This is a genomic window from Streptomyces sp. NPDC002499, assembly GCF_053595415.1.
Genome location: NZ_JBSFXO010000023.1, coordinates 1 through 25,803, shown reverse-complemented (window position 1 = coordinate 25,803; position 25,803 = coordinate 1). Strand labels below are relative to the sequence as shown.

The window sequence follows — 25,803 nt, the reverse complement described above, 5'->3', positions numbered from 1 at the left end:
CGGCTCGACCCCGTGCTCCGGAACTCGGCACCCCTCCCGTCCGACTCCTGAAGTGGTGCGGCTCGCTCCACGCATTCCGACCTCCGCCGCACGACGTGAACTGGAGACCGGTGATGGACGAGCCCCGACAACCCTCATCCCGCGCGAGTGCGGTGCCCCGGAAACCGGTGCCCCCTCCCGCGCTCTGCGGCTTCCTTCTGCTGCTGACGCTGATATTCGCCCTCTCGTACGCCGTCGGGTCCGGCGTCGGCCCCGTCGCACCCGGCATGCACGGCACCGGCGATACGGGCGGCACCGGCGGCACGAGCGGCACTGGCGGGACCGACGGGACCGGTGACGGAAGCAGCGGCACCGGAGGCATGGACGACATGGACATGCACGGCGGAGGCAACTGATGGGCACCGAACCGACGGCGGTCCTCGTGACGACCGATCTCACCGTCGGCGGCATGACCTGCGCCGCCTGCGTGAAACGCGTCGAGAAGAAGCTCGGGAAGCTGGACGGGGTCACGGCGACCGTCAATCTGGCGACCGGACGGGCCCGGGTGAGCCACCCGCCGGAGATCAGCCCCGCGGAACTCGTCGCGGCGGTCGAGAAGGCCGGCTACGAGGCGGCCCTTCCCGCGCCGCCGAAGAAGGAGCAACGCACGGAGCAACGCGCCGACGGGGACGCGGAGTTCGAGCAGGCGCGGCAGGAGCGTGACCGTCTCCTCGTCACGGCGCTGCTCGCGGTGCCCGTCCTCGTCCTGTCGATGGTGCCCGACCTCCAGTTCCGCAACTGGCAGTGGCTGTGCTTCGCGCTGACCGCGCCGGTCGCCGTGTGGGGCGCGTGGCCCTTCCACGTGCGTGCCGCGCGCGGGCTGCGCCACTCGGCGGCCACCATGGACACGCTGGTGTCCCTCGGCGTGGTGGCGTCCTTCTGCTGGTCCGCGTACGCGCTCTTTCTCGGGGGCGCGGGCGATCCCGGGATGCGGATGCCGTTCACGCTGGTGCCCGCCGCCTCGGACGGCGTGGCCCACATCTATCTCGAAGCGGCCGTCGGCGTACCGCTGTTCGTGCTCGCCGGCCGTTTCCTTGAGGCACGGGCCCGGCGCGGCACTGGGGCGGCGCTGCGGTCGCTCGCGCACCTCGCGGCCAAGGAAGTCTCGGTGCTTGAGGACGGTGCCGAACGGCTCGTCCCCATCGAGGAGTTGGGACTCGGGCAGGTCTTCGTCGTGCGGCCCGGCGAGCGGATCGCCACCGACGGGCAGGTGACGGAGGGCAGTTCGGCCGTGGATCTGGCCCTTGTCACCGGCGAGAGCGAGCCGGTCGAGGTCGGTCCTGGATCGTCCGTCGTCGGCGGTGCCGTCAACTCCGGTGGGCTGCTTCTCATCCGGGCCACCGCTGTCGGTGCGGACACCCAACTCGCCCGGATCACACGGTTGGTGACCGAGGCGCAGGCCGGGAAGGCGAAGGTGCAGCGGCTGGCCGATTCGGTCGCGGGTGTCTTCGTACCCGTCGTCATGGCCCTCGCCATCACGACGCTCGGTTTCTGGCTCGGCGCCGGGGCTGACCCGCAGGCCGCCCTCACCGCGTGCGTGGCCGTGCTCGTCGTGGCCTGTCCGTGTGCGCTGGGCCTGGCCACCCCGACCGCGTTGATGGCCGCGACCGGTCGCGGCGCCCAACTGGGCGTCCTCGTCGGCGGTCCGCAAGCCCTGGAGGGGCTCCGGCATCTCGACACCGTCGTCCTCGACAAGACCGGCACCCTCACCTCCGGGCACATGACCGTCGCCCGGGTCACGGCCGTACCCGACGGGCTCGGGAAGGACGCGGTGCTGCGGCTGGCCGACGCGGTCGAACGCGGCTCGGAGCATCCGCTGGGCCGGGCGATCACCGCGTACGCCCAACGCGCCCTGCCCGAAAGGGCGTTGCCGGACGTGAGCGAGTTCGGTGCCCTGCCGGGGAAGGGGGTGCGCGGCCGCGTCGAGGGGCGGCTGGTCGAAGTCCTCGCCCTGGACGGCGAGTTGCCCGACGCCCTCACGGCCGCCCTGGCCGCGGCGGAGGCCACCGCGCACACCCCGGTCCTGGTACGCGTGGACGGTGTGACCGAGGCGCTGATCGAGATCGGTGACGTCGTACGCCCCGGCAGCTACCGTGCCGTGGACCGGTTGCGGCGGCTGGGAGTCCGGCCGGTGCTGGCGACCGGCGACCGGGAGGCGCCCGCCGGGGCCGTGGCGTCGGCGCTGGGGATCGACGAGGTGCACGCCCGCTGCTCGCCCGAGGACAAGGCGGACCTCGTAAGGGAGTTGCAGGAGCAGGGCCACCAGGTCGCCGTCATCGGCGACGGCGTGAACGACGCCGCGGCACTCGCCCTCGCCGACCTCGGCATCGCCATGGGCACCGGTACCGACGTGGCCATCGGCGCCGCCGACGTGACGCTCGTACGCGGCGACATCGAAGCCCTCGCGGACGCCGTACGACTGGCCCGACGCACCCTGCGCACCATCCGCGCCAACCTCGTGTGGGCCTTCGGCTACAACGTCGTGACCGTGCCGCTCGCCATGGTCGGGCTGCTCAACCCCATGCTCGCCGCCGCGGCCATGTCGGTCAGCTCGGTGCTGGTCGTCGCCAACAGCCTGCGGCTGCGCGGCTGGCAGCCGACGACGGCCGCCGGGAGGCGTACCCGATGAACGGAGAGCACCCCTGGCGCCCGACGCGCCGCCGACTCACCGACACCCTGTTCGCCGCGGTGGCGCCCCTGGCCGTGTGCGGCATCGCCCTGGGCGGGCTGACGGCCTGGGTCGGTGCCGGGCAGGCGGGCAGCCCGGCCCGGATCGCCGTCTCGAACAGCCGGGTCTACCTGCCGTACGGCGCCAACACGGACACCGCCGCGTTCTTCGACGTCTCCAACCTCGGTGGCGCGGACGACCGCCTCGTCGGCGTGACGTCCTCCGCCACGGGCGGGGAGATCACCCTCAGCCGCCATCGCATGGCCGACGGCGCGACCGCCTACCGGGCCGACGTGGCGTCGGTCGTCGTCCGGGCGGGCCGCGAACTCGCCATGTCGCCGAAGGACTTGGACGTGACCCTGCGGGCCGGTGCGGGCTGGCAGGCCGGTGACCTCGTGCCGTTCACGCTGCACTTCGAGCGCAGCGGAGCGGTCAGGACGCTCGCGGTGGTGGTCCGGCCCTCCGAGCAGTGACAGTCTCTTAGCGATCGCGAACAACGCCCATGCCGTGGGCCCAATGCCCATGGTGTGGGCGGAGGCCGTCTCGCCCAGGAGTTGAAGTCCCTCCCTCGTAAGGGTCGGACGCAATTCCCTTTGAGTTCCCGCGTGTTGTCGTGGTCTGGGTCACATGCTGTGGATTGAGTGTGGCGGGCTGTGGCTTTGCGTACCAACACGTGACGGTCGACGCCCTGATGCAAGGATGAGGCGCCATGAGGCCAGGGTGGTGTTCTCGCGCGATACGGGCCGCGGTGTTCGCGGCCGTCTGCGTGGTGCTCGCTGCCCTGGGCCACGTGATGATGTCCGGCGCCTACGTACCCGCGTGGGCACTGGCCGCCGGGCTCGCCGTGACCGGCGTCGCGGGCTGGTGCCTGGCGGGCCGTGAGCGCGGGCTCCCGCTGATCGTGACGGTCGTGGTCGCCGCCCAGACGGCGCTGCACTCGGCGTTCTCGCTCGCCCAGTCGGCAGCCGGCGAACCGGCGGCCACGACCATGGACATGGGCTCGATGGACTCCATGGACATGGGGCACCTGGGCACGAGCCACCTGGACCCCGCGCACATGGACGCCATGCACATGGGGGAGGCGTCGGCCGGCGGCATGTCGTCGGCCGGCATGCTCGTCGCCCACCTGCTCGCCGCGCTGCTGTGCGGGCTCTGGCTGGCCCACGGCGAGCGGGCCGCGTTCCGTATCCTGCGGGCCGTCGCCGGCCGACTGGCCGCTCCGCTGCGGCTGTTGCTCGCCCTGCCCGCGCCCACGGACCGCCCGCGCATCCGGGTGCGCCGCTTCCGCTCGGACCGGGCGCCACGGCTTCTCCTTCTGGTCCACGCGATCACCTCCCGGGGGCCGCCGGCCCGGACCGCTGTCGTCTGACGACAGCCGGTATCCCGAGGCCGCCCGCGAGGCGTGCCCCGGGCCACGGCCGTACGCCCGCGCAGGCGCCGTAGGGCCGTCTTTTCCCACTCACCGGACCGTGCGGGATCCCGCACACCTCGGTCCGGATCACGGATGACTGAGAAGGACTCCAGGTGATCACTCCTGCCCTGCCCGCCGCGCGCGGCACAGGCGAGAAGAAATCGGCAGCTCTCGACGAGTCGATAACCGCGTGGGCGCTCGCCGCCCGCCACGGTGACGCGGACGCGGTCGAGCACTTCGTCAGGGCCCTGCAACGCGACGTCCAGCGGTACGTCGCTCATCTCTGCGGCGATCCGCAGGCCGTCGACGACCTGGCACAGGACACGTTCCTGCGCGCGCTCGGCAGCCTGCACCGCTTCGAGGGCCGTTCGTCGGCGCGCTCCTGGCTGCTGTCGATCGCCCGCCGGGCCGTCATCGACAGCTACCGGTACGCCGCCGCCCGACCCCGACTGTCCGACGTACCGGACTGGCAGTTGGCGATCGAGCTGGCCCAGCCGCTGGACCTGCCCGGTTTCGACGACGGCGTCGCGCTCCTCGACCTGCTGGCCGCGCTGCCGGACGAGCGCCGCGAGGCCTTCGTCCTCACCCAGATGCTGGGTCTGCCGTACGCGGAGGCGGCCGAGGCGAGCGACTGCCCGATCGGCACGGTCCGTTCCCGCGTGGCGCGGGCCCGGGCGACCCTGACGGATCTGCTCGCCGAGGCCGACGAGCCCGTAGCGGCGGCGGTCTGAGCGCGACAGGGGGTGTCGGCGGCGAGATGCGAACTCGGCACCGACACCCCCTGTCGGCATGGGCGGGAACTCACGGCGACTTCATCCCGACTACTGGACCGGGTGACGGAAGGTCATCCGCGTACCGAGTGGAACCTGGAGACTTTCGATGCGTTCTCGTGTGTGGGGCGGAACGGCGGCCGTCGTGCTCGGCGGTCTGCTGGCGGCGGGCTGCGGCGACGGAGACAAGGAGACGGCCGACGTGAGCGCCGGGAAGGCCGCCCCGGGTGGCTACCCGGTGGCCGTCACCGACTGCGCGGGCGCCAGGACCACCTTCTCCGCCGCCCCCGAGAAGATCGTCACCAGCAACGCCTCCAGTCTGGAACTGCTGCTCCGCCTCGGCGCCGGCGACAAGGTGATCGGCACCGGATTCCCGCCCGGCAAAGGCACGTTGACCGGCACACTCGACGCGCAGGCGCAAAAGGTGAAGGTGCTCAGCCAGAGCGTGATCCCGAAGGAGAAGCTGCTCGGCTCCGGCGCCGACCTGTACATCGACACATTCGCGTCGATGGGCGGCATGGGCAACGGCATGGGAGACGCGCCGACCGCCGAGGAGTTCAAGGCGGCCGGGATCAGCCACATCTACCTCAAGTCGACGGCCTGCGCGGCGCAGAGCAAGAGCGCGGTGACCGACCTGTCCGCGGTCGAGGCCGACATCACCTCCCTCGGCGCGGTCACCGGCACCGGCGCGAAGGCCAAGGAACTCGTCACCGGGATGAGGACGAAGGTGGCCGCGGTCCAGAAGGCGGTGGAGAGTACGGCCGAGAGCGAGCGCCCGACGTACTTCTTCTTCGACTACGACTCCGGCACCAAGCAGCCCACCGTCGTCTGCAACCGCCAGGTCGCCAACGCGGTGATCACCCTCGCCGGCGCCCGCAACACCTTCGCCGACTGCGACGCCGACTACAAGCAGGTCGGCTGGGAGGACGTGATCGCCAAGAACCCGGACTGGATCCAGCTCGCGGTCCGCAACCGGGGGAGTGACGCGGCGAACGAGAAGGCGTTCGACGAAGCGGAGAAGTGGCTGAAGGACAACTCGGCGACCAAGGGCCTGACGGCCGTCAAGGAAGGCCACTTCCTGCGCATCGGCTCCGAGCGGACCACCATCGCGGGCGTCGAGAACGCCGACACCGTCGAGGAGATCGCCAAGACCCTCTACCCGGGCAAGGTCGGCTGACGGTGGCCTCCTCGCTGGTACGGCGCGAGAGCGCCGCCGGGCACGGGTCCGCGGAGGCACGCGGTGTCCCCGCCGGCCCGCTGGCCGTCCTCCTTGCCGTGGCGCTCCTCGCGGCGCTGACGGCCGCGGTCGCCCGGGGCTCGACGTCCATCCCGCCCTCCGAGGTGTGGAGCGTGGTGTGGCGGCGACTGTCCGGCGAGGCGCCGCGCCCGGGCACGAACGACCTGATCGTGTGGCAACTCCGGCTCCCGCGCGCCCTGTTGGCGGCCCTGGTCGGCGCCGGGCTCGGACTCGTCGGTACGGCCGTGCAGGCGCTGGTGCGCAACCCGCTCGCCGATCCGTACCTGCTGGGCATCTCCAACGGTGCCTCGCTGGGCGCGGTCGCCGCGATCGTGCTGGGCCTCGGGGCAGGGGGTGCGCTCGGGCTCGGGCTGTCCGGCGCGGCCTTCGTCGGCGCCCTGGTCACCTTCGCGCTGGTGTGGGCGATCGCCCGTCGAGGAGGCGGATTCGCCCCGCTGAGGCTGGTGTTGGCGGGGGTCGCAATCGGCCAGTTCCTGTCCGGCTTCACCAGCTACCTCGTCCTTCAGGCAGGGGACGAGCAACAGACCCACAGTGTGCTGTTCTGGCTCATGGGCAGTCTGAGCGGGGCGAGTTGGCCCCTGCTCGCCGTGCCCGCCGTCGCCGTACCGGCCGCCTGGCTGTGTCTCCAGGCCCGCGCCCGCGGACTGAACGCCCTCCTCATGGGGGACGAGACCGCGGCCGGGCTCGGCGTCGACGTCACCCGGCTGCGGCGCGAACTGTTCACCGTCACCAGCGTGTTGACCGGCGTCCTGGTGGCGGTCTCCGGCGCGATCGCGTTCGTCGCCCTGATGGTGCCGCACGTGTGCCGCCTGGTCGTCGGCGGCGACCACCGCCGACTGCTGCCCCTCTCCGCGCTCTTCGGCGCCGTACTGCTGGTGGTGGTCGACATCGTCTGCCGCACGGCGATGGACACACAGGAGCTGCCGGTCGGCGTGGTGACCTCGCTGCTCGGGGCTCCGGCTCTGCTGTACCTGCTCGATCGGCGTCTGGGGAACGACAGTTGAGGATCGACATCGAGAACCTGCACGTCGCGTACGCCGGACGTAAGGTCGTGACGGGCGCCCACCTCGTGGCGGCCGAGGGCGAGATCACCGGCCTGGTCGGCCCGAACGGCAGCGGCAAGTCCACACTCCTGCGCACCGTCTACCGGCATCTACGACCCACCGCCGGGCGGGTGCTGCTGGCCGGCACCGACCTGCGGGAGATGAGCCCGGTGCGGTCGGCCCGGCACGTGGCCGCGCTGCCACAGGAGCGCGGGAGCGACTTCGAGTTGACCGTGCGCGAGGTCGTCGCCATGGGACGCACCCCGTACAAGCGCGCCTTCGCGGGCGAGGACGCCACCGACCGGGACGTCGTCGCCCGCGCCCTCGCCGACGTCGGCATGGACGGCCACGCCGGTCGTCGCTTCACCGCCCTCTCCGGCGGAGAACGCCAACGCGTCCTGCTGGCAAGGGCGTTCGCGCAGCGCCCGGACGTCCTGGTCCTGGACGAGCCGACCAACCACCTCGACATCCGCCACCAGGTCGAGCTGCTCGCGCTGCTGCGCGTCCGACGCCGTACGACCCTGGTGTCGCTGCACGACCTCAACGCCGCCGCGTCGGTCTGCGACCGGCTGCACGTGCTGCACCAGGGAGCCGTGGTGGCCTCGGGACCGCCGCGCGAGGTGCTCACACCGGGCCTGCTGGCGGAGGTCTTCGGGGTGCGGGCGGCAGTGATCGACCATCCGCTCACCGGGGACCCGCTGATCGCCTTCGACCATCAGACGCCGGCGGTTGTCGAGGCAGGGACCGTCGGTTCAGAAGTCGGCTGAGAGGGCCCCGGAGTTCCCTTCGCGGACTCGGATTTCGCTCACCTTTTTGCCGGCCGCCGCCCGGGAACTCACCCCGGTTTTCCGCCGACTTGTGGGACGAGGCTGCTGTCCGGCAGCCCACCCGTGAAGGGAAGGGGCGAAAAGGTGACGCGCCGAAGTCCCGGTTCGGAACGGCAGCCCGGTGAGATCTCCGTCGGCTCGGCAGGCGAGGACCGCTGGCTGCTGGTGGCGGTGGCGGGCGTGCTGTCGTTCATCGCGATGCTCGACATGAACATCGTCAACGTGGCCCTGGCCGACATCGCCGACGGGCTGCACGTCTCCGCCGCGACCGCGCAGTGGGCGGTGCTGGGCTATCAACTCCCCGTGGTGGCCCTGCTGTTGCCGGTCGGCCGGTGGCTGGACGGGGTGGGCCCGCGCGCGGCGGTGCTGACGGCGACCGCGGGCTTCGGCCTGTGCAGTGCCCTTGCCGCCGTCGCCCCTTGGGCGACCTGGCTGATCGCGGCCCGCCTCGCGCAGGGCGCGTTCGGCGCGGTGCTGTTCGTGCTGATGCCGGTGCTCGCGATCCGTTCCGTACGGCCGGAGCTGCGGGCGCGGGCGATGAGCGTGCCCGCGACGGTGGGGCCGCTGGGCGCGGTGACCGGACCGGCGGTGGGCGGACTGCTGCTCGACCATCTGGGCTGGCGGTCCGTCTTCCTGGTCAAGATCCCGTTCTGCGTGCTCGCCCTCGTGGTCGCCTGGCGGGCGATGCCGAGGGACGGCGGGCTGCGCGCGCCCGATCGCCGGTCGGCGGCCGACGCGCTGCTCGTGGCAGCAGGCGTGGCCGCCCTGCTCCTGGCGCTGACCCTGGCGGCGGACGACCCGGCGTGGCTGCTCCTCGCCCCGGCCGCCGTACCGCCGCTGTGGCGGTGGCTGCGCGGGCCCGGCGGGCGTCCGGTGACGGGCGTACTGCGGACGACGGGACTGTTCCCGGCCCACGGGGCGGTGCTGACCCTCGCGGCCGGCTTCGCCGCCATGCACTACGTCGTCGCCCTGCACCTCCAGCGCGACGACGGGCTGAGCGCCACGACGACCGGCCTGACCGTGCTCGCCTTCCCGCTCGGCATGGGTCTCGCGGGCCCGGTCGGCGGACGCCTCGCCGACCGGTGGGGTGCCCGGCCGGTCGCGGTCGCCGGCGCCGCGCTCACCGCCGCCGGCCTGCTCCTGCTCGTCCCGCTGGCCGAGGGCTGGTCGGCGCGGGACGTGGCCTGGCGGCTGGCGCTGGCAGGCATCGGCATGGGCCTGAACGGCGGTCCGACCCAGGCCCTGGTCATGGGCGCCGCCCCACCCGACCGGACGGCGACCGTCGGCTCGGCCGTGCAGCTCGCCCGCAGCCTGGGCTTCACCCTCGGCCCGGCCCTGGCCACCACCGCCTGGGCGCTGGCCGACGGCGCACGGGCGGGCCTCGCGCTGGCCGCCGTCGCCGCCTGTCTCGCCGTTCCCCTGCTCTTCCTGTCCGGTACGAGGTCCACATCCGTGCCCGGGAAGCCCGACAAGCCTCAGCAGTCGACCGATGCGGCGCCTGCCGCCCACCACTGATCCAGGAGCCATCCTCATGTGCGGAATCACCGGCTGGGTGTCCTTCCATCGCGACGCCCGCACCCGGGCCCCGGTCATCGAGGCCATGACCGCCACCCTCACCTCGCGCGGCCCCGACGCCGGAGGCGTGTGGCTCGGCGAGCGTGCCGCGATCGGCCACCGCCGCCTGTCCGTGATCGACCTCGTGGGCGGAGTGCAGCCGATGACCGACGACCGGTCCGACGTGGTGCTCAGCTACAGCGGCGAGGTCTACAACCACCACGAACTCAGGGCTCGGCTGCGGGGGTTGGGGCACGAGTTCCGCACCCGCAGCGACACCGAGGTGGTCCTGCGCGCTTACGCCGAGTGGGGCGAGGCAGTGGCCGAGCACCTGGACGGCATGTTCGCCTTCGCCGTCTGGGACGAACGCGAGCAGCGTCTGCTGCTGGTCCGCGACCGGCTCGGCGTAAAGCCCTTGTACTGGGCGGCGGTCGACGGCGGTCTCGCCTTCGCGTCCGAGCCCAAGGCGCTGTTCGCGCACCCGGAGATACGGCCCCGCGTGGACGCCGACGGCCTTCGGGAGGCGTACAGCCTGCTCTTCAACACCGGGCCGACCGTGTGGTCCGGCGTACGCGAGGTCGAGCCCGGCGGGCTGCTCGTCCTGGACCGGGACGGCGTCCGCGAGCGCCGCTACTGGCAGCTGGAGGCCGGCCCCCACGACGACGACCGTGACACGACCGTCGAGCGGATCGGCGAGCTGGTCGGAACGGCCGCCCGCAGCCAACTGGAAGCCGACGTCCCCCTGTGCAGCCTGCTCTCCGGCGGCCTCGACTCCACGGTACTGACCGCCCTGCTCGCCGACGAACTCCGGCTGCGCGAGGGCCAGGACGCCCGCATCCGCTCGTACGCCGTCGACTACAGCGACCAGGCGGCGCGGTTCACCGGGGACGTGCTGCGCACCGGCCACGACACCCCGTACGCCACCGAAGCCGGTGCCTTCATCGGCACCGACCACAGCACGGTCGTCCTCGACCCGCTCGCCCTGCTCGACCCCGAGCACCGCAAAGCCGTCGTCGTCGCCCGCGACTCACCGATCGGCGTCGGCGACATGGACACCTCGCTGTATCTCCTCTTCGGCGAGATACGACGGCACTCGACCGTCGCCCTGTCCGGCGAGGCGGCGGACGAGGTCTTCGGCGGCTACCCCTGGTTCCGCAGCCCGAAGGCGCTGGCCGCGGACACCTTCCCCTGGCTGCTGGTGACGGGTGACGAGGCCGCGATGCCGCTCAACCCCGAAATCGACCTGCGCATGGGGGAGTTCCGCGCCGACACCTACCGCAGCGCGCTGGCCGCCGTACCGCACCTCGACGACGAGACCCCGACCGAGCACCGGCAGCGCGAGATGCAGCACCTGTCCCTGACCCGCTGGCTGCGTCAACTCCTGCACCGCAAGGACCGGTTGAGCATGGCGCAGGGCCTGGAGGTACGCGTCCCGTACTGCGACCACCGGCTCGTGGAGTACGCCTTCAACACCCCATGGGCGCTGAAGAGTCACGACGGCCGGGAGAAGAGCCTGCTGCGCGCGACCGGCACCGGTCTGGCGCCCGAGTCGGTCCTGTGGCGCCCCAAGAACCACTACCCCGCCACCCACCACCCCGACTACAACCGCGGCCTCCAGAACATGGCCCGCGACGCCCTCGCCACGGAACAGGTCCGCGCCCTCGCCGACGAGACCCGCATCAAGCCCTCCCTCGACACCCCGCCCGACCGACTGGAGTGGGGCCACCGCCTGCGGCTGGAGCGCGTCGTCGACCTCGCCCTCTGGCTCGACCACCACCAGCCCGAACTCGCCCTCTGAGGAGCCTCGTTCATGACCGTCCAGGAACCTGTGGCCGCAGAACCCGTACCGCTGATGGGCTGCCCCTACAAAGCCGATCCGTATCCGCTCTACGAGGAGTTGCGCGAGGCCGGCCCGGTGCACCGGGTCCTCTTCCCCAGCGGCGTACGGGCCTGGCTCGTCACCGGCTACGAAGCCGCTCACTCCGCCCTGAACGACGACCGTCTCGGCAAGAACCACGACCGGGGCAACGACAGGTGGCGAGCCCGCGCCTCGATCATGCCGGAGCCGCAGCACTCCCAGCTCCAGGTCCACCTCCTCCACCAGGACCCGCCCGAGCACACCCGCATGCGGCGTTTCGTGACCGACGCGTTCACGCCCCGCCGGATCGAGGAACTCCGCCCCCGTTTCCAGGAGTTGGCGGACGCGCTGGTCGACGCCCTGCCGTCGACCGGCCCCGCCGATCTCGTGTCCGGCTTCGCCGCCCGCTTCCCCTTCCAGGTCCTCGCCGAAGTCATCGGCCTCCCGCAGGAGTTGGCGGTCCGTTTCGACCGCGACTGGGGCAAGGTCGTCCAGCCGGTCGGCCCCACCGACCCGGGGCGACCGCAGTACGAGGCCCGCCTGCACGGCCTGCAGAGCTACATCGCCGAGGTCGTCGCCCACAAGCGCGAGCAGTGGGAAGACGATCTGCTCAGCCGCCTGGTCGTGGCCCGTGACCGCCGCGAACTGTCCCAGGAGGAGCTGGACTCGATGATCTTCCAGCTTCTGGTGGCCGGCCAGGAACCGGTCACCAACCAGATCACGACCGCTCTGATCGCCCTGTTCCGCACCCCGGACCAGTTGACCCGCCTGCGCGACGACCCGACGCTCCTGCCCCGCGCGGTCGAGGAACTCCTGCGCTATGACAGCGCCTTCGAGCTGACGACCTGGCGCTTCTTCGACCGGGACAGCGACCTGCACGGCACCGAGGTCCCGGCCGGCGACTCGGTGATCGTCTCCCTGTGCGCGGCCAACCGCGACCCGCGCCGCTTCCCGGACCCCGACACCCTCGACCTCGACCGCTCCCCGAACCCCCACCTGGCCTTCGGCCACGGCATCCATTTCTGCCCCGGCGCCGCCCTCGCCCGCGCCGAACTCCAGATCGCGCTCGGCACCCTGCTCGCCCGTCTCCCCGGCCTGCATCTGGCCATCGCTGACCAGGACATCGAGTGGATCCCGGCCGTCCTGGGCCGCGGCACGAACCACCTTCCCGTCGGCTACGACCGCCGTCTCTGATCCACGCCGCCTCTGACCCAGGCCCCCGGATGACCGGGGCGGACGGAAACTCCCGCCCCGGCTCCGCCTGACCTGCCCCCAACTGCCCTACGGCGCCCGGCCATGACCGGCCACGGCGCCATGCCGTCATGCCCGCACGCCCTCCCGGAGGAACGACATGCCGTTGACGACCACGCCGGAGACCCTCCCCACGAGCACCGGCGCCGCGATCCTGAACCTGCTCCTGCCGCACCACCGCACGACCGACCCGGCCCACGCCTCGGCCGAGGCGTTCCCCCATCAACTGGGCCGGATCACCGACTTCGTACGAGCGGGCGCCCCCGTCGTCCTCACTCTCCCCGGCTTCCCCTGCAAGTCCCCCAATCCCGCCAAGGTCCTCGGGCACCTCCCCGACATGGGCGAGCGCCTCTCCCTCACCTTCCTGAACACCCTGTGCACGGAGATCGAGCGCGTCTACCCACCCGGCGCCCGCATGGTGATCTGCTCCGACGGCCACATCTTCGGCGATCTGATAGGCGTCCCCGACGAGCACATCGACGCCTACGCCGACGAACTGCGCCTACTCATCAGTCAGTTGGGTCTGGATAGGCTGTCGGTCTTCGATCTGCGTGACGTCCTGGGCGACCTCCCGCACGACGCGAAACGCGCCCACGTCCACGGGCGTTACGCACCGCCGATGGACACCCTGCGCAGAGAGATCCGCGCCGACGACAACGCGCTGGCGCTGTACCGGGGGATCACCCGTTTCCTGGTGGAGGACACCGCCGACCATCGGGGCACCCGCTCAGCGCTGCAACGCGTCTGCCGACAGCGCGCCTACGGAGTCATCCAGCGCAGCCGGGCCTGGGGCGACCTCATCGCGTCCCACCACCCTTCCGGCGTACGCCTGTCCATCCACCCCCAGCCCGTCGGTGCCCCCAAGTTCGGGATTCGTCTCCTCGACGCACCCGATGCCTGGACCACACCGTGGCACTCGGCGGCCCTGCGCCGTACCGACGGCACCTGGACCCTCGTACCGAAGGCCGAAGCCGCGACGCGGGGTCGACTGGTCCGACGCGACGGCCGCCCGAGCCACTTCGTCCAGATCGGATGACGAGCGGAACCGTGTCTCTTACCGCCGGGTCTGGGGGAAGCGGGCCCGGAGGCCCGCCGGCGCGAGTCGGCCGACGAACTCCAGCTCCACCGACGAGGCGTTCAGCGACTCGATGGTGAAGTGCTGCGCCAACCGGGAGGTGACGAGCGTGAGTTGGCGCATGGCCAGTGCCGAACCCAGGCAGACCCGTGGGCCGGCACCGAACGGAAGATAGGCCGGACCCGGTGCCGACCGTCCGTTCAGCCACCGGCTGGGGTCGAACTCGTCCGGTCGCTGCCACCACCGGGGATCCCGCTGGATCAGGTAGGCGTTGAGCAGTACGTCGTCACCAGGGTTGAGCGACCACTCGCCCAAGGTGTTTGCCGTGCCGGCGGTTCGGGTCATCAACCACGCGGGCGGATACAGCCGGAGCGTCTCCCGGACCACGGCCTCGGCGAGGGGGAGCCCTGCCGCCGACAGGGGAGCACCGTCGCTCGCCGGCCCGTTCGCCTCCTCGCGAAGGCTCTCGGCGAGCCGGGGTCGCCGGGCCAGTTCCCACACGAGGGAGGTGAGCGCGGCGGCGGGTACGCCGTGACCGCCCATGAGGATGCTGTGGAGCGTGGACGCCACGGTGTCGTCGGGCATGGCCGGATCGGCGTCGATCAGAAAGCCGAGCAGGTCGTCGTGGGGTGCGCGGGCGCCGGACGCGCGCCGCTGTCGCACGATCCCGGTCATCGTGTCGCTCAGGCGTCCGGCAGCGCGGAAGAAGCGGCGGTGGCGGGGGAGCGGCAGCCACGCGGGGAACTCGTACGACGACTCCGTGAAGGGCTGGGTGGCGAGGGTCGTCTCGTGGAGCAGGCCGGTGACGGCGGCGGAGTCCGCGCCGAAGCAGTACTCGGTGATCGCCTGGGCGGTGAAGGCCCGCATCGTGCTGAGTACGTCGACCTCACGGTCGGCGCTGTCGGCCAACGACTCGTCGAGGATCTCCACGGTCCGCCGGTCGGTCCCGGCCACCGCCGAGCGATTGAGCCCCGGCCACACGGCACGGCGTGCGGACATCCAGGAGGCGGCCTGCGCGGCGGCCTCGTCGAGATCCCGCCGCATGTCGAACGGAGCGAGCTCGGTCACGAATCCGTGGCCGGTGCGGGCGAGCGCCTCGTGGGTGAGGTTCGGGTCGAGCACGAACACGGTCTGCTCGTCGAAGGAGAAGACGTCACCGTACTCGCGGTGGCAGCGGCGCAGGAATCCGGTCCGATCGGCTTCGTACGCACGCGTGTTGCCTGTGAGCCAGTGCCCGCGCGGGCCCGGCGGCCGGTTGGCGCTTTGGCGGAGTGCCCGTGCCATCCGGCCTCCCAACTGAAGAGCGGGGCCGCTGGGCTATCGGAGCTGGTAGGGCCAGTACGGGTAGCGACCGCTGACCCGCTTCCTGCCCACCAGACGAACCATCAGGCGTCGTGTCCGTTTCATGAACACCTCACTGCCATCCAGGCGAATAGTCGTCCGATGGTGCCATGGGCTCTCGCACCGGGCAATAGGGCGGGTGTCCGTGTGGCAATGCGACGGCGACAGGGTCAAGTCGCCGTCGCACAAAGGAATGTGACGCTCTGTCAGCGTCGAGTGCTGGTGTGCTGTTACAGAAAGCGGCGGATGGGCAGGACGGAGATCTCTCGGGCCCGCTGGAGTACGGAGCGACGCTTCCAGCGTCCTTCCTTGATCAGCGTGGCGGACTCTGCGTCCTCGTCGAAGTGGCCGTCGAGGGTCGCCGTGAACTCCTGGTCCAGGACGGCCAGCATGATCTCCTCGTCGTGGTCGAGGGAGCGGCGGTTGAAGTTGGACGAGCCGATCAGAGCCGCGACGCCGTCGACGGTGATGATCTTGGCGTGCAGCATCGTCGGCTGGTACTGGAGGATCTTCACGCCGGCGGCGATGAGAGCCTCGTAGTGGTGCTGGCCGGCCAACTGGCAGACCCGCTTGTCGGTGTGCGGGCCGGGCAGCAGGATCTCCACCTCGACGCCCCGCCGGGCGGTCGCGCACAGCAGGTCGATGAAGTAGATGTCGGGGGAGAAGTAGGCGGTGGCCAGCCGGAAGCGGTCCTCGGCCGATTCCAGCATGACGCGGAGCAGGGTCTGCATGTCCTGCCAGCCGAAGCTGGCCGACCCGCGCACCACCTGCACCACCGCGTCCCCCTGCGGGCGGTGGGAGATGAACCGGTCGCGGTCGTCGAAGAGTTCGTCGTGGCACTCGGCCCAGTTCTGCGCGAACGCGGCGGCGACGCCGTCCACGGCCGGCCCGCGGACCTCGACGTGGGTGTCGCGCCACTCGTGCTCGTTACGGGCGTCGCCGCACCACTCCTGCGCGATGCCCACCCCACCGGTGAAAGCCGCCTGCTCGTCCACCACGAGGACCTTGCGGTGACAACGGTGGTTCTGCTTGAGCGGGGAGAGGGCCAAGGGCCTGCGGAACCAGGCCACTTGGACTCCGGCCCGCTCCATCTCCGCCAGCAGCTCCTTCTCGATCAGCCGGCTGCCGAACCCGTCGAGCAGCAACCGCACCCGCACCCCGGCCCGGGCCCGGTCGGCCAGCGCCTGCGCGAACTCGCGGGCGATGTCCCCCTTCCAGTAAACGAAGGTCATCATGTCCACGGTGTGCTCGGCGGAGCGGATGCGGGCCAGCATCGCCGGGAAGATCTCATCACCGTTGCGCAAGACGGTGAGTGCGTTGCCCTCGGTCGCGGCGATGCCGATCAGGCGCTCGAGCCGACGGCGTATCCGCGTGGCGCGTTCCTGGCTCTCCTCCGCTGCTGATGGGTCGGTGGCGGGGGACTTCAGCTCAGGTCGGTCCGGCGTAGTGGTCATGGTGTCACCAGGCCGGCGCGCACAGGGGACATGAAGCCGCGCTGCCCGGTCCGGCGCGGGGCGCAGCCAACAGACTGTACGTCCCGGACCGCGGTCCAAGATGCGCGGGCTGTGTTCCCTGTCCGTTCCCGCCCGTCCCGTGCCCGTGGTCGCGGCCAAGGACGGGCAGTTCCTTCGGCTCGCCCACTCAGCCGACGGCGAGGACGGCCTTGGCGATCTCGTCGGGATGGGTGAGCAGGCCTTCGTGGGTGCCGGGTACGGCGACGGGCGTCAACCCGGCACGCCGGGCGAAGACTTCGCCCGGGTGCGGCAGCGCGTGGTCCTCGTCGCCGAGCAGGTAGAGCAGCGGGACGCCGAGTGTCGTCACGGCAGGCCCTTCGGCGGGGTCGAGGAAGTAGTCGCCGGGCATGGGCGTCAGGAGGTCGGCGACCAGCCGCTGCACCTCGGGCGCGGCACCCTGCATGAAGATGTGCTGGACGAACTCGATGGAGGGCGCGATGGCCCGGGTCGGCGAGGAGTCGATCAGGCCGCTCAGCATGGCCTGGGCCTCGGCCGGATTGTCGTCGATGAGGGACCGTCCGACCACCGGGATCTGGGCGCCGTAGTACACGATGCCGGAGAGCCTGTCCCCGAGCCGACCAGCCGCGCCGTTGACCGGGTAGCCGCCCCAGCTGTGCGCGACCAGGACCACGTCCCGCAGATCGCGGTCGACGACGAATCGGACGATGTGATCGACCGCGGCGCTCAGGCGGCGATCACGCGGATCGTCGCCGTCGCCCAGGCCCGGCAGGGTCACGGTGGCCGCCTGATGGCCGGCGGCGCGCAGACGCTGTGCGACGGGCGCCCATGACCAACCACCGTGCCAGGCCCCCGGGATCGTCACATACGTAGTCATGGGTCTTTCCTCCGCATTTGAGTATTTCGGACTCGGCGTCCGACGAGGTTCGCAACGCTAGCACCGAGCACGACGCCCCAGGACAGGCCGTCACGGAGATCACAACTGCCCCGCCTAGACTGGGTCGATGATCGACAACCGGGGCGCCGATGATCGGGCGAGCGCCATCGAGGCGGGTGCGTTGGCCGCGGCCGAACGGCTCCTGGCCGAGGGCACCTCGTTCTCCGCCCTGTCGATGCAGCGCATCGCCGACGAGGCCGGCGTCGCCAGGTCCACGCTCTACCTGTACTTCAAGGAGAAGGGCGCCCTGTTGATCCGCCTGGCGGGCGGCCTCAAGAAGGGCTCGTACCAGCTGATGAGCGGCTGGTCGCCGGACGACTCGGACGCGCTCGACCGGCTGGGCGACACCCTCCGCGAGGTCATCGGCTACTACCGGCAGCGGCGCCATGTACTGCGCGCCATGCTGGAACTGGCGGACCGCGACTCGACGGCGGGCCGGCTCTGGGCCGAGGAGCTGGATCCCTTCCAGCAGCTGTGTCAGCAATGGATCAGACAGGCCCAGGCGAAGGGACTGACAGCCGCCGGTGTCGATCCGGCCACCGCCAGCCAGGTCATCGTGCACGGTGGCTTCCGGGTGATCGCGCAGCAGGCTCTGACCGGCGATCCCGACCGCGACACGACAGTGGCTCACGAGCTGGCGGCCAACCAGTGGTACGGAGCTTTCCGCCGCCCGGGCTGAACCGGCGGCCGGCTTGCCGTAGCCGATCGGGGTCATGTGCCTTCCGATGAGTCTCTTTCGATGACGGTCGTACGATGGCTAGAGCGCATCGACGTCATCGCAAGGAGTCACCGTGGCCCGCCCCCGTACCGCCGTCCGGACAGTGGAGCACCCCGACCTGTCGGAGGTCTCGCTCCAGCAGTTCCTGGAGGCGCTGGTGGATCCGGTGCGGCGCATGGTGGTGGCCCAGTTGGTTCGGGCCGCTGAGGACATGAGCTGCGGCACCTTCGACGCTCCGGTGTCGGCCTCGACGCTGACGCACCACTTCAACGTGCTGCGTGAGGCCGGCGTGGTCCGGCAGTACTACATCGGGACGTCGAAGATGAACACGCTGCGTACGGACGAGATGGAGGAGCGGTTCCCCGGCCTGCTGTCGGCGGTGATGGCCGCCTCCGCCGAGTGATTACTTCGATGGCCGTCAAGGTTTGACTGTCATCGAACCTTGGGGCAGGGTGAACCTCGGCACCGGGCAGGTTCGGTGCGCTTCCCCCACTCCCGCTCCCAGGACGGATGCGCCATGGCGAAACTCGTACAGTTCGACCGGCTCGGCGGCCCCGAGGTCCTGACCCTCCGCGACGTCGAAGCGGCCGCCCCCGGCGCTGGGGAGGTGCGGATCCGTGTCGACGCGATCGGTCTGAACCGGGCCGAGATCATGTTCCGCGAAGGCACCTACTTCGAGCAGCCGGTCTTCCCCGCCACACTCGGCTACGAGGCCGCGGGCGTGGTCGAGGCGGTCGGTGAGGGCGTGGACGGTTTCGCCGAGGGCGACCCGGTCGCGGTCGTCCCGTCGTTCCTTCAGAGCGAGTACGGCACCTACGGCGACCACGTCGTCGTTCCGGCCTCGGCCCTGGTGCCGCGCGCCGCGAACCTCGCCCCCGACCGGGCGGCGGCCGTGTGGATGGCCTACGTGACCGCCTACGGTCCGCTCGCCGAGAGCGGTCGCGTCCGTCCCGGTGACCACGTCCTGATCACGGCGGCCTCCAGCAGTGTCGGCCTGGCCGCCCTCCAGATCGCCCGCCACATCGGCGCGGTCCCGATCGCCACCACGCGCGGCGCGGACAAGAAGCAGCGTCTCCTGGACGCCGGCGCGGCCCATGTCGTCGTCACCGACGACGAGGACCTGCCCGCCCGGATCAAGGAGATCACCGACGGCGAGGGCGTCCGCCTGGCCTTCGACCCGATCGCAGGGCCCGGCGTCGAGACCATCGCCCAGGGCATCGCCCCCGGCGGTTTCCTGGTCGTCTACGGCACCCTCGACCGGCGCACCACCCCGCTGCCCAACGCGCACTCGTACCCGGCGCTGACCAGCAGCACGTACACCCTCTTCGAGATCACCAAGGACCCCGAGCGGCTGCGTCGCGCGGTCGCGTTCGTCAACGCCGGTCTCGCCTCGGGCTCCTTCACCCCGGTAGTGGACCGCACCTTCGACCTCACGGACATCGCCGAGGCCCACCGGTACATGGCGGCGGGCGGCCATGTCGGCAAGATCGTCGTCACGGTCACCCACGACGACACGACGGCGTGACCCGGACCGTCCGTCAGGAGCGCGCCCGAACCGACCTGTTCGAAAGGCCGTAGGACATCACGGAACCCGGCGTCACGGCAGCGCGGTCGTCGGCGTCCACGATGCTGCTCCACGATGTACGTCGACATCGGCACCAGGGTCGTCCGTCTCCCGCAGTGCGGCGGCGGCCCGCCGGCGACCTCCTGGGGGCACGCCATTCGTCCCGGCCCGGGTGCCGAGGACCTGACGCCCTGTAGGAGCCGACCGACGCCTTCCGGAGGCAGGGTCCAGTCACAGGGCTGAGTCGGTGTTCTGCGTTTTCGGGGGTACCCGAGGCACGTCCCGGCACGGTGTCTCGAAGAAGGAGTGTCATGGCAGGCGCGACGGAACGCATCAAGAAGTTCGCCGCGAGCCCTCAGGGGCGACGGCTGTCCGAACAGGCGCGTCGAGCCGCCGCCGACCCGCGTCGCCGGGCCCAAGTCCGGCGCCTGTTGCAAAAGTTCTTCGCCCGCCGCTGACCGCACTCGTCGCAACGAGGGAGGAACGCCGTGGAAGGCTCGTCGCTCCGGGCAGTGGGCTGGGCACGCACACTGCCCTTGAACAGCGAAGTGAAGACAGCCCGTGACTGGGCGCGCGCGCATCTGGAGGCGCGAGGGTGGGGCACCGCCGCGCCCCAGACGGTGGACGCGGTACTACTCGCCGTGTCCGAGCTGGTGACCAATGCCCACAGGCACGCCCACAGCAGCGCCCAGCTCGTGATGATCTGTGACGACCAGTGCCTGCACGTCTCCGTGCACGACAAGTCCGGGGACCTGCCCGTTCCTCGGGAGGCCGACACGGAGAGCCTCGGCGGCCGCGGCATGCTCCTCGTGGACGCCGTGGCCGACACGTGGGAGGCGCACTCCTGTCCGCACGGGAAGTCGGTCAGCGCGTGTTTCCGCGTGCCCGACGCCACGACGCCCGACGGGGACGCGGCGGGGCCGTCACGGCACTGACAGATCCTGTTGCCGCTCGCGATCCGCGCGGACGCCGCCTCTCAGCAGTCCGCTTCCTCCGGGCCGATCGACTCCCGTCAGATCGCGGAGGTGGAGAACGACCACGCCACGCAGGACCCGGAGATCGAGAAGGCACTCGACGTCCGAGCCTGGCTCCTGACGCGGCGGCTCAGAAGTGAGGACGCCTGAGGTCTGGGCGTCGTGAAGGGCGCCGAGAACCCGTGGCGGCCGTCCGGTTCTGGACGGCCGCCACGCGGGTTCCCGGTCAGCGACGATCGGCGTGGCCCTCGGCCACCGACGACCGGCGCGGCTTTCAGTACTGCTCGGTCTCCACGAAGCCCGCGTCCGCGTCGCTGTCCGCACCGAGCGCGGCGGCGGTCGGGTCGAATCCGGGCGGGCTGTCCTTCAGGCCCAGACCCAGTCCGGCGAGCTTCGCCTTGACCTCGTCGATGGACTTCGCACCGAAGTTGCGGATGTCCAGGAGGTCGGCCTCGGAACGAGCCACGAGCTCACCCACGGAGTGGACGCCCTCGCGCTTGAGGCAGTTGTAGGAACGGACGGTGAGGTCGAGCTCCTCGATCGGCATGACCAGGTCGGCGGCAAGGGCGGCGTCCACCGGGGACGGGCCCATGTCGATGCCCTCGGCGTCGATGTTCAGCTCGCGGGCGAGACCGAACAGCTCCACGAGGGTCTTGCCGGCCGACGCCATGGCGTCACGCGGCCGCATGGCCTGCTTCGTCTCGACGTCGACGATCAGCTTGTCGAAGTCGGTCCGCTGCTCGACACGCGTGGCCTCGACCTTGTATGTGACCTTCAGCACGGGGCTGTAGATGGAGTCGACCGGGATCCGGCCGATCTCCTGGCCCACCTGCTTGTTCTGTACGGCGGAGACGTAACCGCGGCCGCGCTCGACCGTGAGTTCCATCTCCAGCTTGCCCTTGCCGTTGAGCGTGGCCAGGACGAGGTCGGGGTTGTGCACCTCGACACCGGCCGGGGGCGCGATGTCGGCGGCGGTGACCAGACCCGGACCCTGCTTGCGCAGGTACATCACGACGGGCTCGTCGTGCTCCGAGGAGACGACCAGCTGCTTGATGTTGAGGATCAGGTCGGTGACGTCCTCCTTGACGCCCGGCACGGTGGTGAACTCGTGCAGGACACCGTCGATCCGGATGCTGGTGACAGCCGCACCGGGGATCGAGGAGAGGAGCGTACGACGCAGGGAGTTTCCGAGGGTGTAGCCGAAGCCCGGCTCCAGCGGCTCGATCACGAACCGGGAGCGGAACTCGTCGACGACCTCTTCTGTCAGGGACGGACGCTGAGCGATCAGCACGTGGTGTTGCCTCCAGTGGTTTGGCGCCCGCTATGTGACGCCGTAGACACCACGAAGGGTACGTGCGAAAGGGGTGCGTCGGCGTCCGACCGCCGAGGCGCGGCGTCAGGACGGTACCCTCGACCCCTTCCGGCACTCCACGAACACCTCAGTAGACGGACAGCCCGTATGTGTTCAGGACCTCCTGGATCGGCTGGTAATACGTGGTCCCTCCCGTGGTGCAGTCCCCGGATCCTCCGGAGAGGATTCCGATGACCTTGTCGCCGGCGTAGAGCGGTCCGCCGCTGTCGCCCGGCTCGGCGCAGATGTTCGTCCGGATCAGGCCGTGGACGACATCTCCGTTCCCGTAGTTGACGCTCGCGTTCAGCGCGGCGACCACGCCGCACCGGACACCGGTGGCCGCTCCCCGACGGCAGACGCTCTGCCCGGGGTACGCGGTCGCCGTCCCGGTGATGTCGACGGATCCGATGGTGCCGGGGTGGGGGACGGCCGGGTTGGTGTACCGCACGACACCGAAGTCGTCGCTGGGGAAGCTGGTGACGACGGTCGCCCCGACCGTGGTGGTCAGACCGGACGTGGCGTACCAGGTGGACACGCTCTCGGTGCAGTGGCCGGCGGTGACGAAGTAGTACGTGGCGCCGCTCTGTACGTTGACCCCGGCCGAGCAGCGATAGGAGGTCGAGTAGATGCCGTCGCCGCCCGACAGGAGGGTGCGCAGTGAGCCGTCGAGCCGGTCGAGGGACACGGCATCCGTGAACTGCCGGGCGGCCCCGCGCAGTCTGACCAGGTCAGCGTCCGAGACCGTGGCGTCGGCAAGCACCCGCAGCTTCCCGGTGCCCGCGTCGACGGCCCAGGACGTCCCGGCGATCCCCAGGGACTCGACGGCAGAGGCCGCGCCGGTCACCGCGGCGGTGGACGGAGTGGCGCCGCCCTTCGGCGCCGCGGACGCGCCGGCGTCGGAGACCGCGAGGGCGGTCACGACGAGCAGGCTCAGCACCGAGGCGATCAGTCGTGAACGCCCGATGGTGGTACGGGGTGCTCTCATCAGCCGGTCTCCCCGAGGTCGGTGGACGCGCAGGAGCACGCCCGATGGATCAACGGGCGTGCTGCGCCTGCGTGCTGTGGTGCGGTCAGTGTGCCCAGCCACGCTCAGCGGGGATAGGCCGACTTCGGCCGAAGAGACCGGCGGAGAGGGCCGGGATTCGGACGCGGGACGGCTCCACTCGAACCGGCGGTCAGCGGACCCTCGGGCTGCCGTGCGCACGTGCGGTGAAGCGAACATGGGTGCGGAGGGTGTACGGGGGCATGGTGGCCTCCGTCCGGGCCGCGAGCGCGGTGAGCGCGGGCATGACGGCGGTCGGCGTGACGTCCGGCCGGAGCCACACGCGCATGCGCACGTCGAGGTGCCTGTTCCGGGTGAGTACGCGAGTGCGGCAGGCGCCCACTCCGTCGATCGCCACCGCCTGCCAGGTCACGGCATCCTCGAGGGCCCGGGTCCGCAGCGCGCTGTCCGGCGTGGACAGGGGCACGTGCGGACGTGAGCCGTCGCGCAGTTGCCTGGCACACCACAGGGCGAACAGGACGGTTGCCGCGATCGAGGCCGCCATGACCGTGGGCGTCCACCAACCGTGCGTACGCAGCGCTGCGAGGTCCCCGGGGTCCAGGAACACGCCGTGCGGGGCGAGTCGGGGCCACCACGTCGGCAGGCGTGACGCCCACGCGGTGGAGGTGACCGCCAGGTCCACGCCGCCGAGGAGCAGAAGAAGGCCCACGAGGGTGAGGACAGTGCGGTTGAGAACCGTCCGTGCGCGCCGCATCAGAGGTTCGCTCCTTCCGGGACTCTCGGCAGGTCCGGGGCGCTGCCCGCGGTCCCGGTGGACAGCGGACGCCCTTCCGTCCCGGTCCGGTCCTCCGGCTCCGGATCCCAGGTGTCCTCGGGCCGGACCGAGACGCTCAATCGCGGTGTACGACCCAACTCACAGCCGTCGAGGATCCTTTGGGCGGCGGCCGTCACCTCGTTCCGCGCGGCCGTCCGGTCCCCGAAGGCCAGCTCGGTCCGGACGACGACCCGGCGACGGCGCACCCGAACCCTCACCCGGCCGATCCCCGCCGTCGCACCCACCGCGTCCCGGACAAGGGCCGCGATCGCGGAGCGGTCGACCGCCGCGCGCACGCGTGGCGCCGAGGCGATGGGGAGCAGGCCGCGCCGCCCCGGAGAGAGCGCTAGGACGACCATCAGCGCGCCGAGCACGGCGATCCCACCGGCGGCGACGGCTACGGACGTGTCGCCCGGACCGTGGTGCGACAGCCAGTGCACGGCTCCGGTGCGCCAGTCGGCGGCCGGGCGGTGCGCGGTGTGCACCAGGATCAGGTCGCACGCCAGGGCGCCGAAGGCCACAGCGATCACCAACGTGAGCAGAGCCATCGGCAGTCGGCGCTGCGACCACCACCGCAGCGGGGTGCGGACAGCGGTCGGCGCCTCGGGGAGCTCTTCCCGTCGTGCGGTCGCGTCGATCGCCTTCGACGGCGACAGCGCGGTGACGCCGATCCGGGGCCGTGTGACGTCCAGGCCGGTCAACTGCCCTGTGCGGGAGGCGACATGGTCCTGGAGTCGGCGCACGGACTCGGGCAAGGCCCGCGGATAGGACACCGTCACGTCGAGGGCCACGTCGGCCCGGCGTCCGTGCACCGAGACGGCCCCCTTGGGTGCCGAGGCGCCCCGGTCCGGCAGCGCCTCGACGGCGGCGCGTTCGGCGATCCGCCGAACCGCCTTGTCCGACACGGTCGTTGTGCCGCGCCCTGCCGGCGTGGTCATCGACGGCTCCGCTCGTAGGCGTCCCGCAGATCCTGGACGCGGCCCCCGCCGTCGAACCAGCGTCCCACCACCCACCCCAGCGCCCCCAGGGCGGCCACCAGCAGGAACGCCCCGAAGCCGCCGAAGAAGCCGGCGAAGGCCAGCGCCATTCCCGCGGCCATCCCCACGATCGATCTGTTCACTGTGTACTCCCTGTAGCGAGGCTGCCGGAGCCGGAGACGAGATGCATCCCTCACTCCACCCGGGAGTCCGAGCCCGGCGCCTCACCGTCGTCCTCGGGCAGGTGGACGTCGTTGACAGTGACGTTGACCTCCACCACATCGAGGCCGGTGACGCGCTCCACCGCGGAGATGACGTTCTCCCGCACCTCGCGGGCGACGTCCGCGATCGGCACGCCGTACTCCACTACGAGGTCGAGATCGACGGCCGTCTGGCGTTCGCCGACCTCGACCTTGACGCCACGTCCCACGTTCGGCCGGCCACCGGGCACCCGGTCGCGTACGGCGCCGATGGTGCGCGACAGTCCGCCGCCCATGTCGTACACGCCCGGGATCTCCCGGGCCGCGATGCCTGCCACCTTCACGACGACGACGTCGGCGATCGACGTCCGGCCGCGGTCGGCGGCGGGCTGGTCGGCCCCGGTGACACCGCCGGACACGGCCGTCGTCTGCGGCTCCCTGCCCGTCCGGGGGATGGACACGTCCTTGGCGGCCGGTGCGGTCTGCGTGGTCATGGCACGTCCCTTCTGCTCTGCCTGGCTCAACAGTTGCTCTCACTCCGTCAGACCCGGCCCGGCGATGTCTGTGACGCGGAACCCGGAAGCAATTCCGGCGCCTCCTCAACTGGTGGGCATGAGGACGGTGTCGATGATGTAGACGTTGGCGTTGGCGGTCTTGACGTTGCCGCAGACGACCTTGGCGGAGTCGTTGACGGTGTA

General features: G+C 71.2%; 28 protein-coding genes. 18 read left to right on the top strand and 10 right to left on the bottom strand.

The features are described from left to right. Positions 1 to 167 precede the first annotated feature (167 nt). The 12 genes from ACWD5F_RS44710 (at position 168) to ACWD5F_RS44655 (ending at position 13,715) form a co-directional block, all read left to right on the top strand. Complete coding sequence (locus tag ACWD5F_RS44710; RefSeq protein WP_451261879.1) at positions 168 to 395, top strand: hypothetical protein; 228 nt, start codon at positions 168 to 170, stop codon at positions 393 to 395. After that, positions 395 to 2,668, top strand: a complete 2,274-nt coding sequence (locus ACWD5F_RS44705; protein ID WP_451261878.1) for a heavy metal translocating P-type ATPase — start codon at positions 395 to 397, stop codon at positions 2,666 to 2,668. Before ACWD5F_RS44710 ends, ACWD5F_RS44705 begins: the two co-directional genes overlap by 1 nt. Beyond that, complete coding sequence (locus ACWD5F_RS44700) at positions 2,665 to 3,180, top strand: copper chaperone PCu(A)C (RefSeq protein ID WP_451261877.1); 516 nt, start codon at positions 2,665 to 2,667, stop codon at positions 3,178 to 3,180. Before ACWD5F_RS44705 ends, ACWD5F_RS44700 begins: the two co-directional genes overlap by 4 nt. A 236-nt stretch (positions 3,181 to 3,416) precedes the next feature. Beyond that, positions 3,417 to 4,076 (top strand): hypothetical protein, encoded by a 660-nt coding sequence (locus ACWD5F_RS44695; protein ID WP_451261876.1) that lies wholly within the window; start codon positions 3,417 to 3,419, stop codon positions 4,074 to 4,076. A gap of 155 nt (positions 4,077 to 4,231) precedes the next feature. Beyond that, entirely contained in the window at positions 4,232 to 4,849 is a 618-nt protein-coding gene (locus ACWD5F_RS44690) for a sigma-70 family RNA polymerase sigma factor (RefSeq protein WP_451261875.1), read from the top strand. Positions 4,850 to 4,997: 148 nt separating this feature from the next. After that, positions 4,998 to 6,065, top strand: a complete 1,068-nt coding sequence (locus ACWD5F_RS44685) for an ABC transporter substrate-binding protein (RefSeq protein ID WP_451261874.1) — start codon at positions 4,998 to 5,000, stop codon at positions 6,063 to 6,065. Between the two features lie 2 nt (positions 6,066 to 6,067). After that, positions 6,068 to 7,150, top strand: coding sequence for a FecCD family ABC transporter permease (locus tag ACWD5F_RS44680; RefSeq protein WP_451261873.1), 1,083 nt, complete (start codon positions 6,068 to 6,070; stop codon positions 7,148 to 7,150). Then, positions 7,147 to 7,956, top strand: coding sequence for an ABC transporter ATP-binding protein (locus ACWD5F_RS44675; protein WP_451261872.1), 810 nt, complete (start codon positions 7,147 to 7,149; stop codon positions 7,954 to 7,956). Before ACWD5F_RS44680 ends, ACWD5F_RS44675 begins: the two co-directional genes overlap by 4 nt. A gap of 144 nt (positions 7,957 to 8,100) precedes the next feature. Beyond that, positions 8,101 to 9,531 (top strand): MFS transporter, encoded by a 1,431-nt coding sequence (locus tag ACWD5F_RS44670; protein WP_451261871.1) that lies wholly within the window; start codon positions 8,101 to 8,103, stop codon positions 9,529 to 9,531. Between the two features lie 16 nt (positions 9,532 to 9,547). Then, positions 9,548 to 11,368: an asparagine synthase (glutamine-hydrolyzing) gene (asnB, locus tag ACWD5F_RS44665; protein WP_451261870.1), complete on the top strand. Its 1,821-nt coding sequence runs from the start codon at positions 9,548 to 9,550 to the stop codon at positions 11,366 to 11,368. Positions 11,369 to 11,380: 12 nt separating this feature from the next. Further along, complete coding sequence (locus ACWD5F_RS44660) at positions 11,381 to 12,622, top strand: cytochrome P450 family protein (protein WP_451261869.1); 1,242 nt, start codon at positions 11,381 to 11,383, stop codon at positions 12,620 to 12,622. Positions 12,623 to 12,779: 157 nt separating this feature from the next. Then, positions 12,780 to 13,715 carry an L-tyrosine/L-tryptophan isonitrile synthase family protein gene (locus ACWD5F_RS44655; protein ID WP_451261868.1) on the top strand — a complete coding sequence of 312 codons (936 nt, stop codon included), beginning with the start codon at positions 12,780 to 12,782 and terminating at the stop codon, positions 13,713 to 13,715. An 18-nt stretch (positions 13,716 to 13,733) separates the two neighbouring features. Here the strand turns inward: ACWD5F_RS44655 and ACWD5F_RS44650 are convergent, their stop codons facing one another. The 3 genes from ACWD5F_RS44650 to ACWD5F_RS44640 all read right to left on the bottom strand — a co-directional run bounded on the left by ACWD5F_RS44650 (position 13,734) and on the right by ACWD5F_RS44640 (position 17,444). Next, on the bottom strand, positions 13,734 to 15,038 hold the full coding sequence (locus ACWD5F_RS44650; protein ID WP_451261866.1) for a cytochrome P450: 1,305 nt from the start codon (positions 15,036 to 15,038) through the stop codon (positions 13,734 to 13,736). A gap of 287 nt (positions 15,039 to 15,325) precedes the next feature. Beyond that, positions 15,326 to 16,549, bottom strand: coding sequence for a phospholipase D-like domain-containing protein (locus ACWD5F_RS44645; protein WP_451261864.1), 1,224 nt, complete (start codon positions 16,547 to 16,549; stop codon positions 15,326 to 15,328). Between the two features lie 187 nt (positions 16,550 to 16,736). After that, positions 16,737 to 17,444: an alpha/beta fold hydrolase gene (locus ACWD5F_RS44640; RefSeq protein ID WP_451261863.1), complete on the bottom strand. Its 708-nt coding sequence runs from the start codon at positions 17,442 to 17,444 to the stop codon at positions 16,737 to 16,739. 127 nt (positions 17,445 to 17,571) lie between these two features. Here ACWD5F_RS44640 and ACWD5F_RS44635 point away from each other — a divergent pair, with 127 nt between their 5' ends. From ACWD5F_RS44635 to ACWD5F_RS44610, 6 genes are all read left to right on the top strand, one after another. After that, on the top strand, positions 17,572 to 18,183 hold the full coding sequence (locus ACWD5F_RS44635) for a TetR/AcrR family transcriptional regulator (protein ID WP_451261862.1): 612 nt from the start codon (positions 17,572 to 17,574) through the stop codon (positions 18,181 to 18,183). 112 nt (positions 18,184 to 18,295) lie between these two features. After that, complete coding sequence (locus ACWD5F_RS44630; RefSeq protein WP_451261861.1) at positions 18,296 to 18,625, top strand: ArsR/SmtB family transcription factor; 330 nt, start codon at positions 18,296 to 18,298, stop codon at positions 18,623 to 18,625. A 114-nt stretch (positions 18,626 to 18,739) separates the two neighbouring features. Continuing rightward, positions 18,740 to 19,747, top strand: coding sequence for a zinc-dependent alcohol dehydrogenase family protein (locus tag ACWD5F_RS44625; protein ID WP_451261860.1), 1,008 nt, complete (start codon positions 18,740 to 18,742; stop codon positions 19,745 to 19,747). 350 nt (positions 19,748 to 20,097) lie between these two features. Beyond that, positions 20,098 to 20,244 (top strand): hypothetical protein, encoded by a 147-nt coding sequence (locus tag ACWD5F_RS44620; RefSeq protein ID WP_451261859.1) that lies wholly within the window; start codon positions 20,098 to 20,100, stop codon positions 20,242 to 20,244. Positions 20,245 to 20,274: 30 nt separating this feature from the next. Then, positions 20,275 to 20,721, top strand: a complete 447-nt coding sequence (locus tag ACWD5F_RS44615) for an ATP-binding protein (RefSeq protein ID WP_451261858.1) — start codon at positions 20,275 to 20,277, stop codon at positions 20,719 to 20,721. A gap of 9 nt (positions 20,722 to 20,730) precedes the next feature. After that, positions 20,731 to 20,910, top strand: a complete 180-nt coding sequence (locus ACWD5F_RS44610) for a hypothetical protein (protein WP_451261857.1) — start codon at positions 20,731 to 20,733, stop codon at positions 20,908 to 20,910. 124 nt (positions 20,911 to 21,034) lie between these two features. Here the strand turns inward: ACWD5F_RS44610 and ACWD5F_RS44605 are convergent, their stop codons facing one another. The 7 genes from ACWD5F_RS44605 to ACWD5F_RS44575 all read right to left on the bottom strand — a co-directional run. After that, entirely contained in the window at positions 21,035 to 22,051 is a 1,017-nt protein-coding gene (locus ACWD5F_RS44605; RefSeq protein ID WP_401726590.1) for a DNA-directed RNA polymerase subunit alpha, read from the bottom strand. Between the two features lie 148 nt (positions 22,052 to 22,199). After that, positions 22,200 to 23,096 (bottom strand): S1 family peptidase, encoded by an 897-nt coding sequence (locus tag ACWD5F_RS44600; RefSeq protein WP_451261856.1) that lies wholly within the window; start codon positions 23,094 to 23,096, stop codon positions 22,200 to 22,202. Between the two features lie 190 nt (positions 23,097 to 23,286). Further along, positions 23,287 to 23,868 (bottom strand): hypothetical protein, encoded by a 582-nt coding sequence (locus ACWD5F_RS44595; protein ID WP_451261855.1) that lies wholly within the window; start codon positions 23,866 to 23,868, stop codon positions 23,287 to 23,289. Next, entirely contained in the window at positions 23,868 to 24,866 is a 999-nt protein-coding gene (locus ACWD5F_RS44590; protein WP_451261854.1) for a DUF6286 domain-containing Asp23/Gls24 family envelope stress response protein, read from the bottom strand. The genes ACWD5F_RS44595 and ACWD5F_RS44590 overlap by 1 nt, the downstream gene beginning before the upstream one ends. Next, positions 24,863 to 25,048 (bottom strand): hypothetical protein, encoded by a 186-nt coding sequence (locus ACWD5F_RS44585; RefSeq protein ID WP_401726766.1) that lies wholly within the window; start codon positions 25,046 to 25,048, stop codon positions 24,863 to 24,865. The genes ACWD5F_RS44590 and ACWD5F_RS44585 overlap by 4 nt, the downstream gene beginning before the upstream one ends. A 50-nt stretch (positions 25,049 to 25,098) precedes the next feature. Beyond that, positions 25,099 to 25,599: an Asp23/Gls24 family envelope stress response protein gene (locus ACWD5F_RS44580; protein WP_401726582.1), complete on the bottom strand. Its 501-nt coding sequence runs from the start codon at positions 25,597 to 25,599 to the stop codon at positions 25,099 to 25,101. Between the two features lie 105 nt (positions 25,600 to 25,704). Beyond that, a partial coding sequence (locus tag ACWD5F_RS44575; RefSeq protein ID WP_451259552.1) for a fasciclin domain-containing protein occupies positions 25,705 to 25,803 on the bottom strand: 99 nt, incomplete at its 5' end.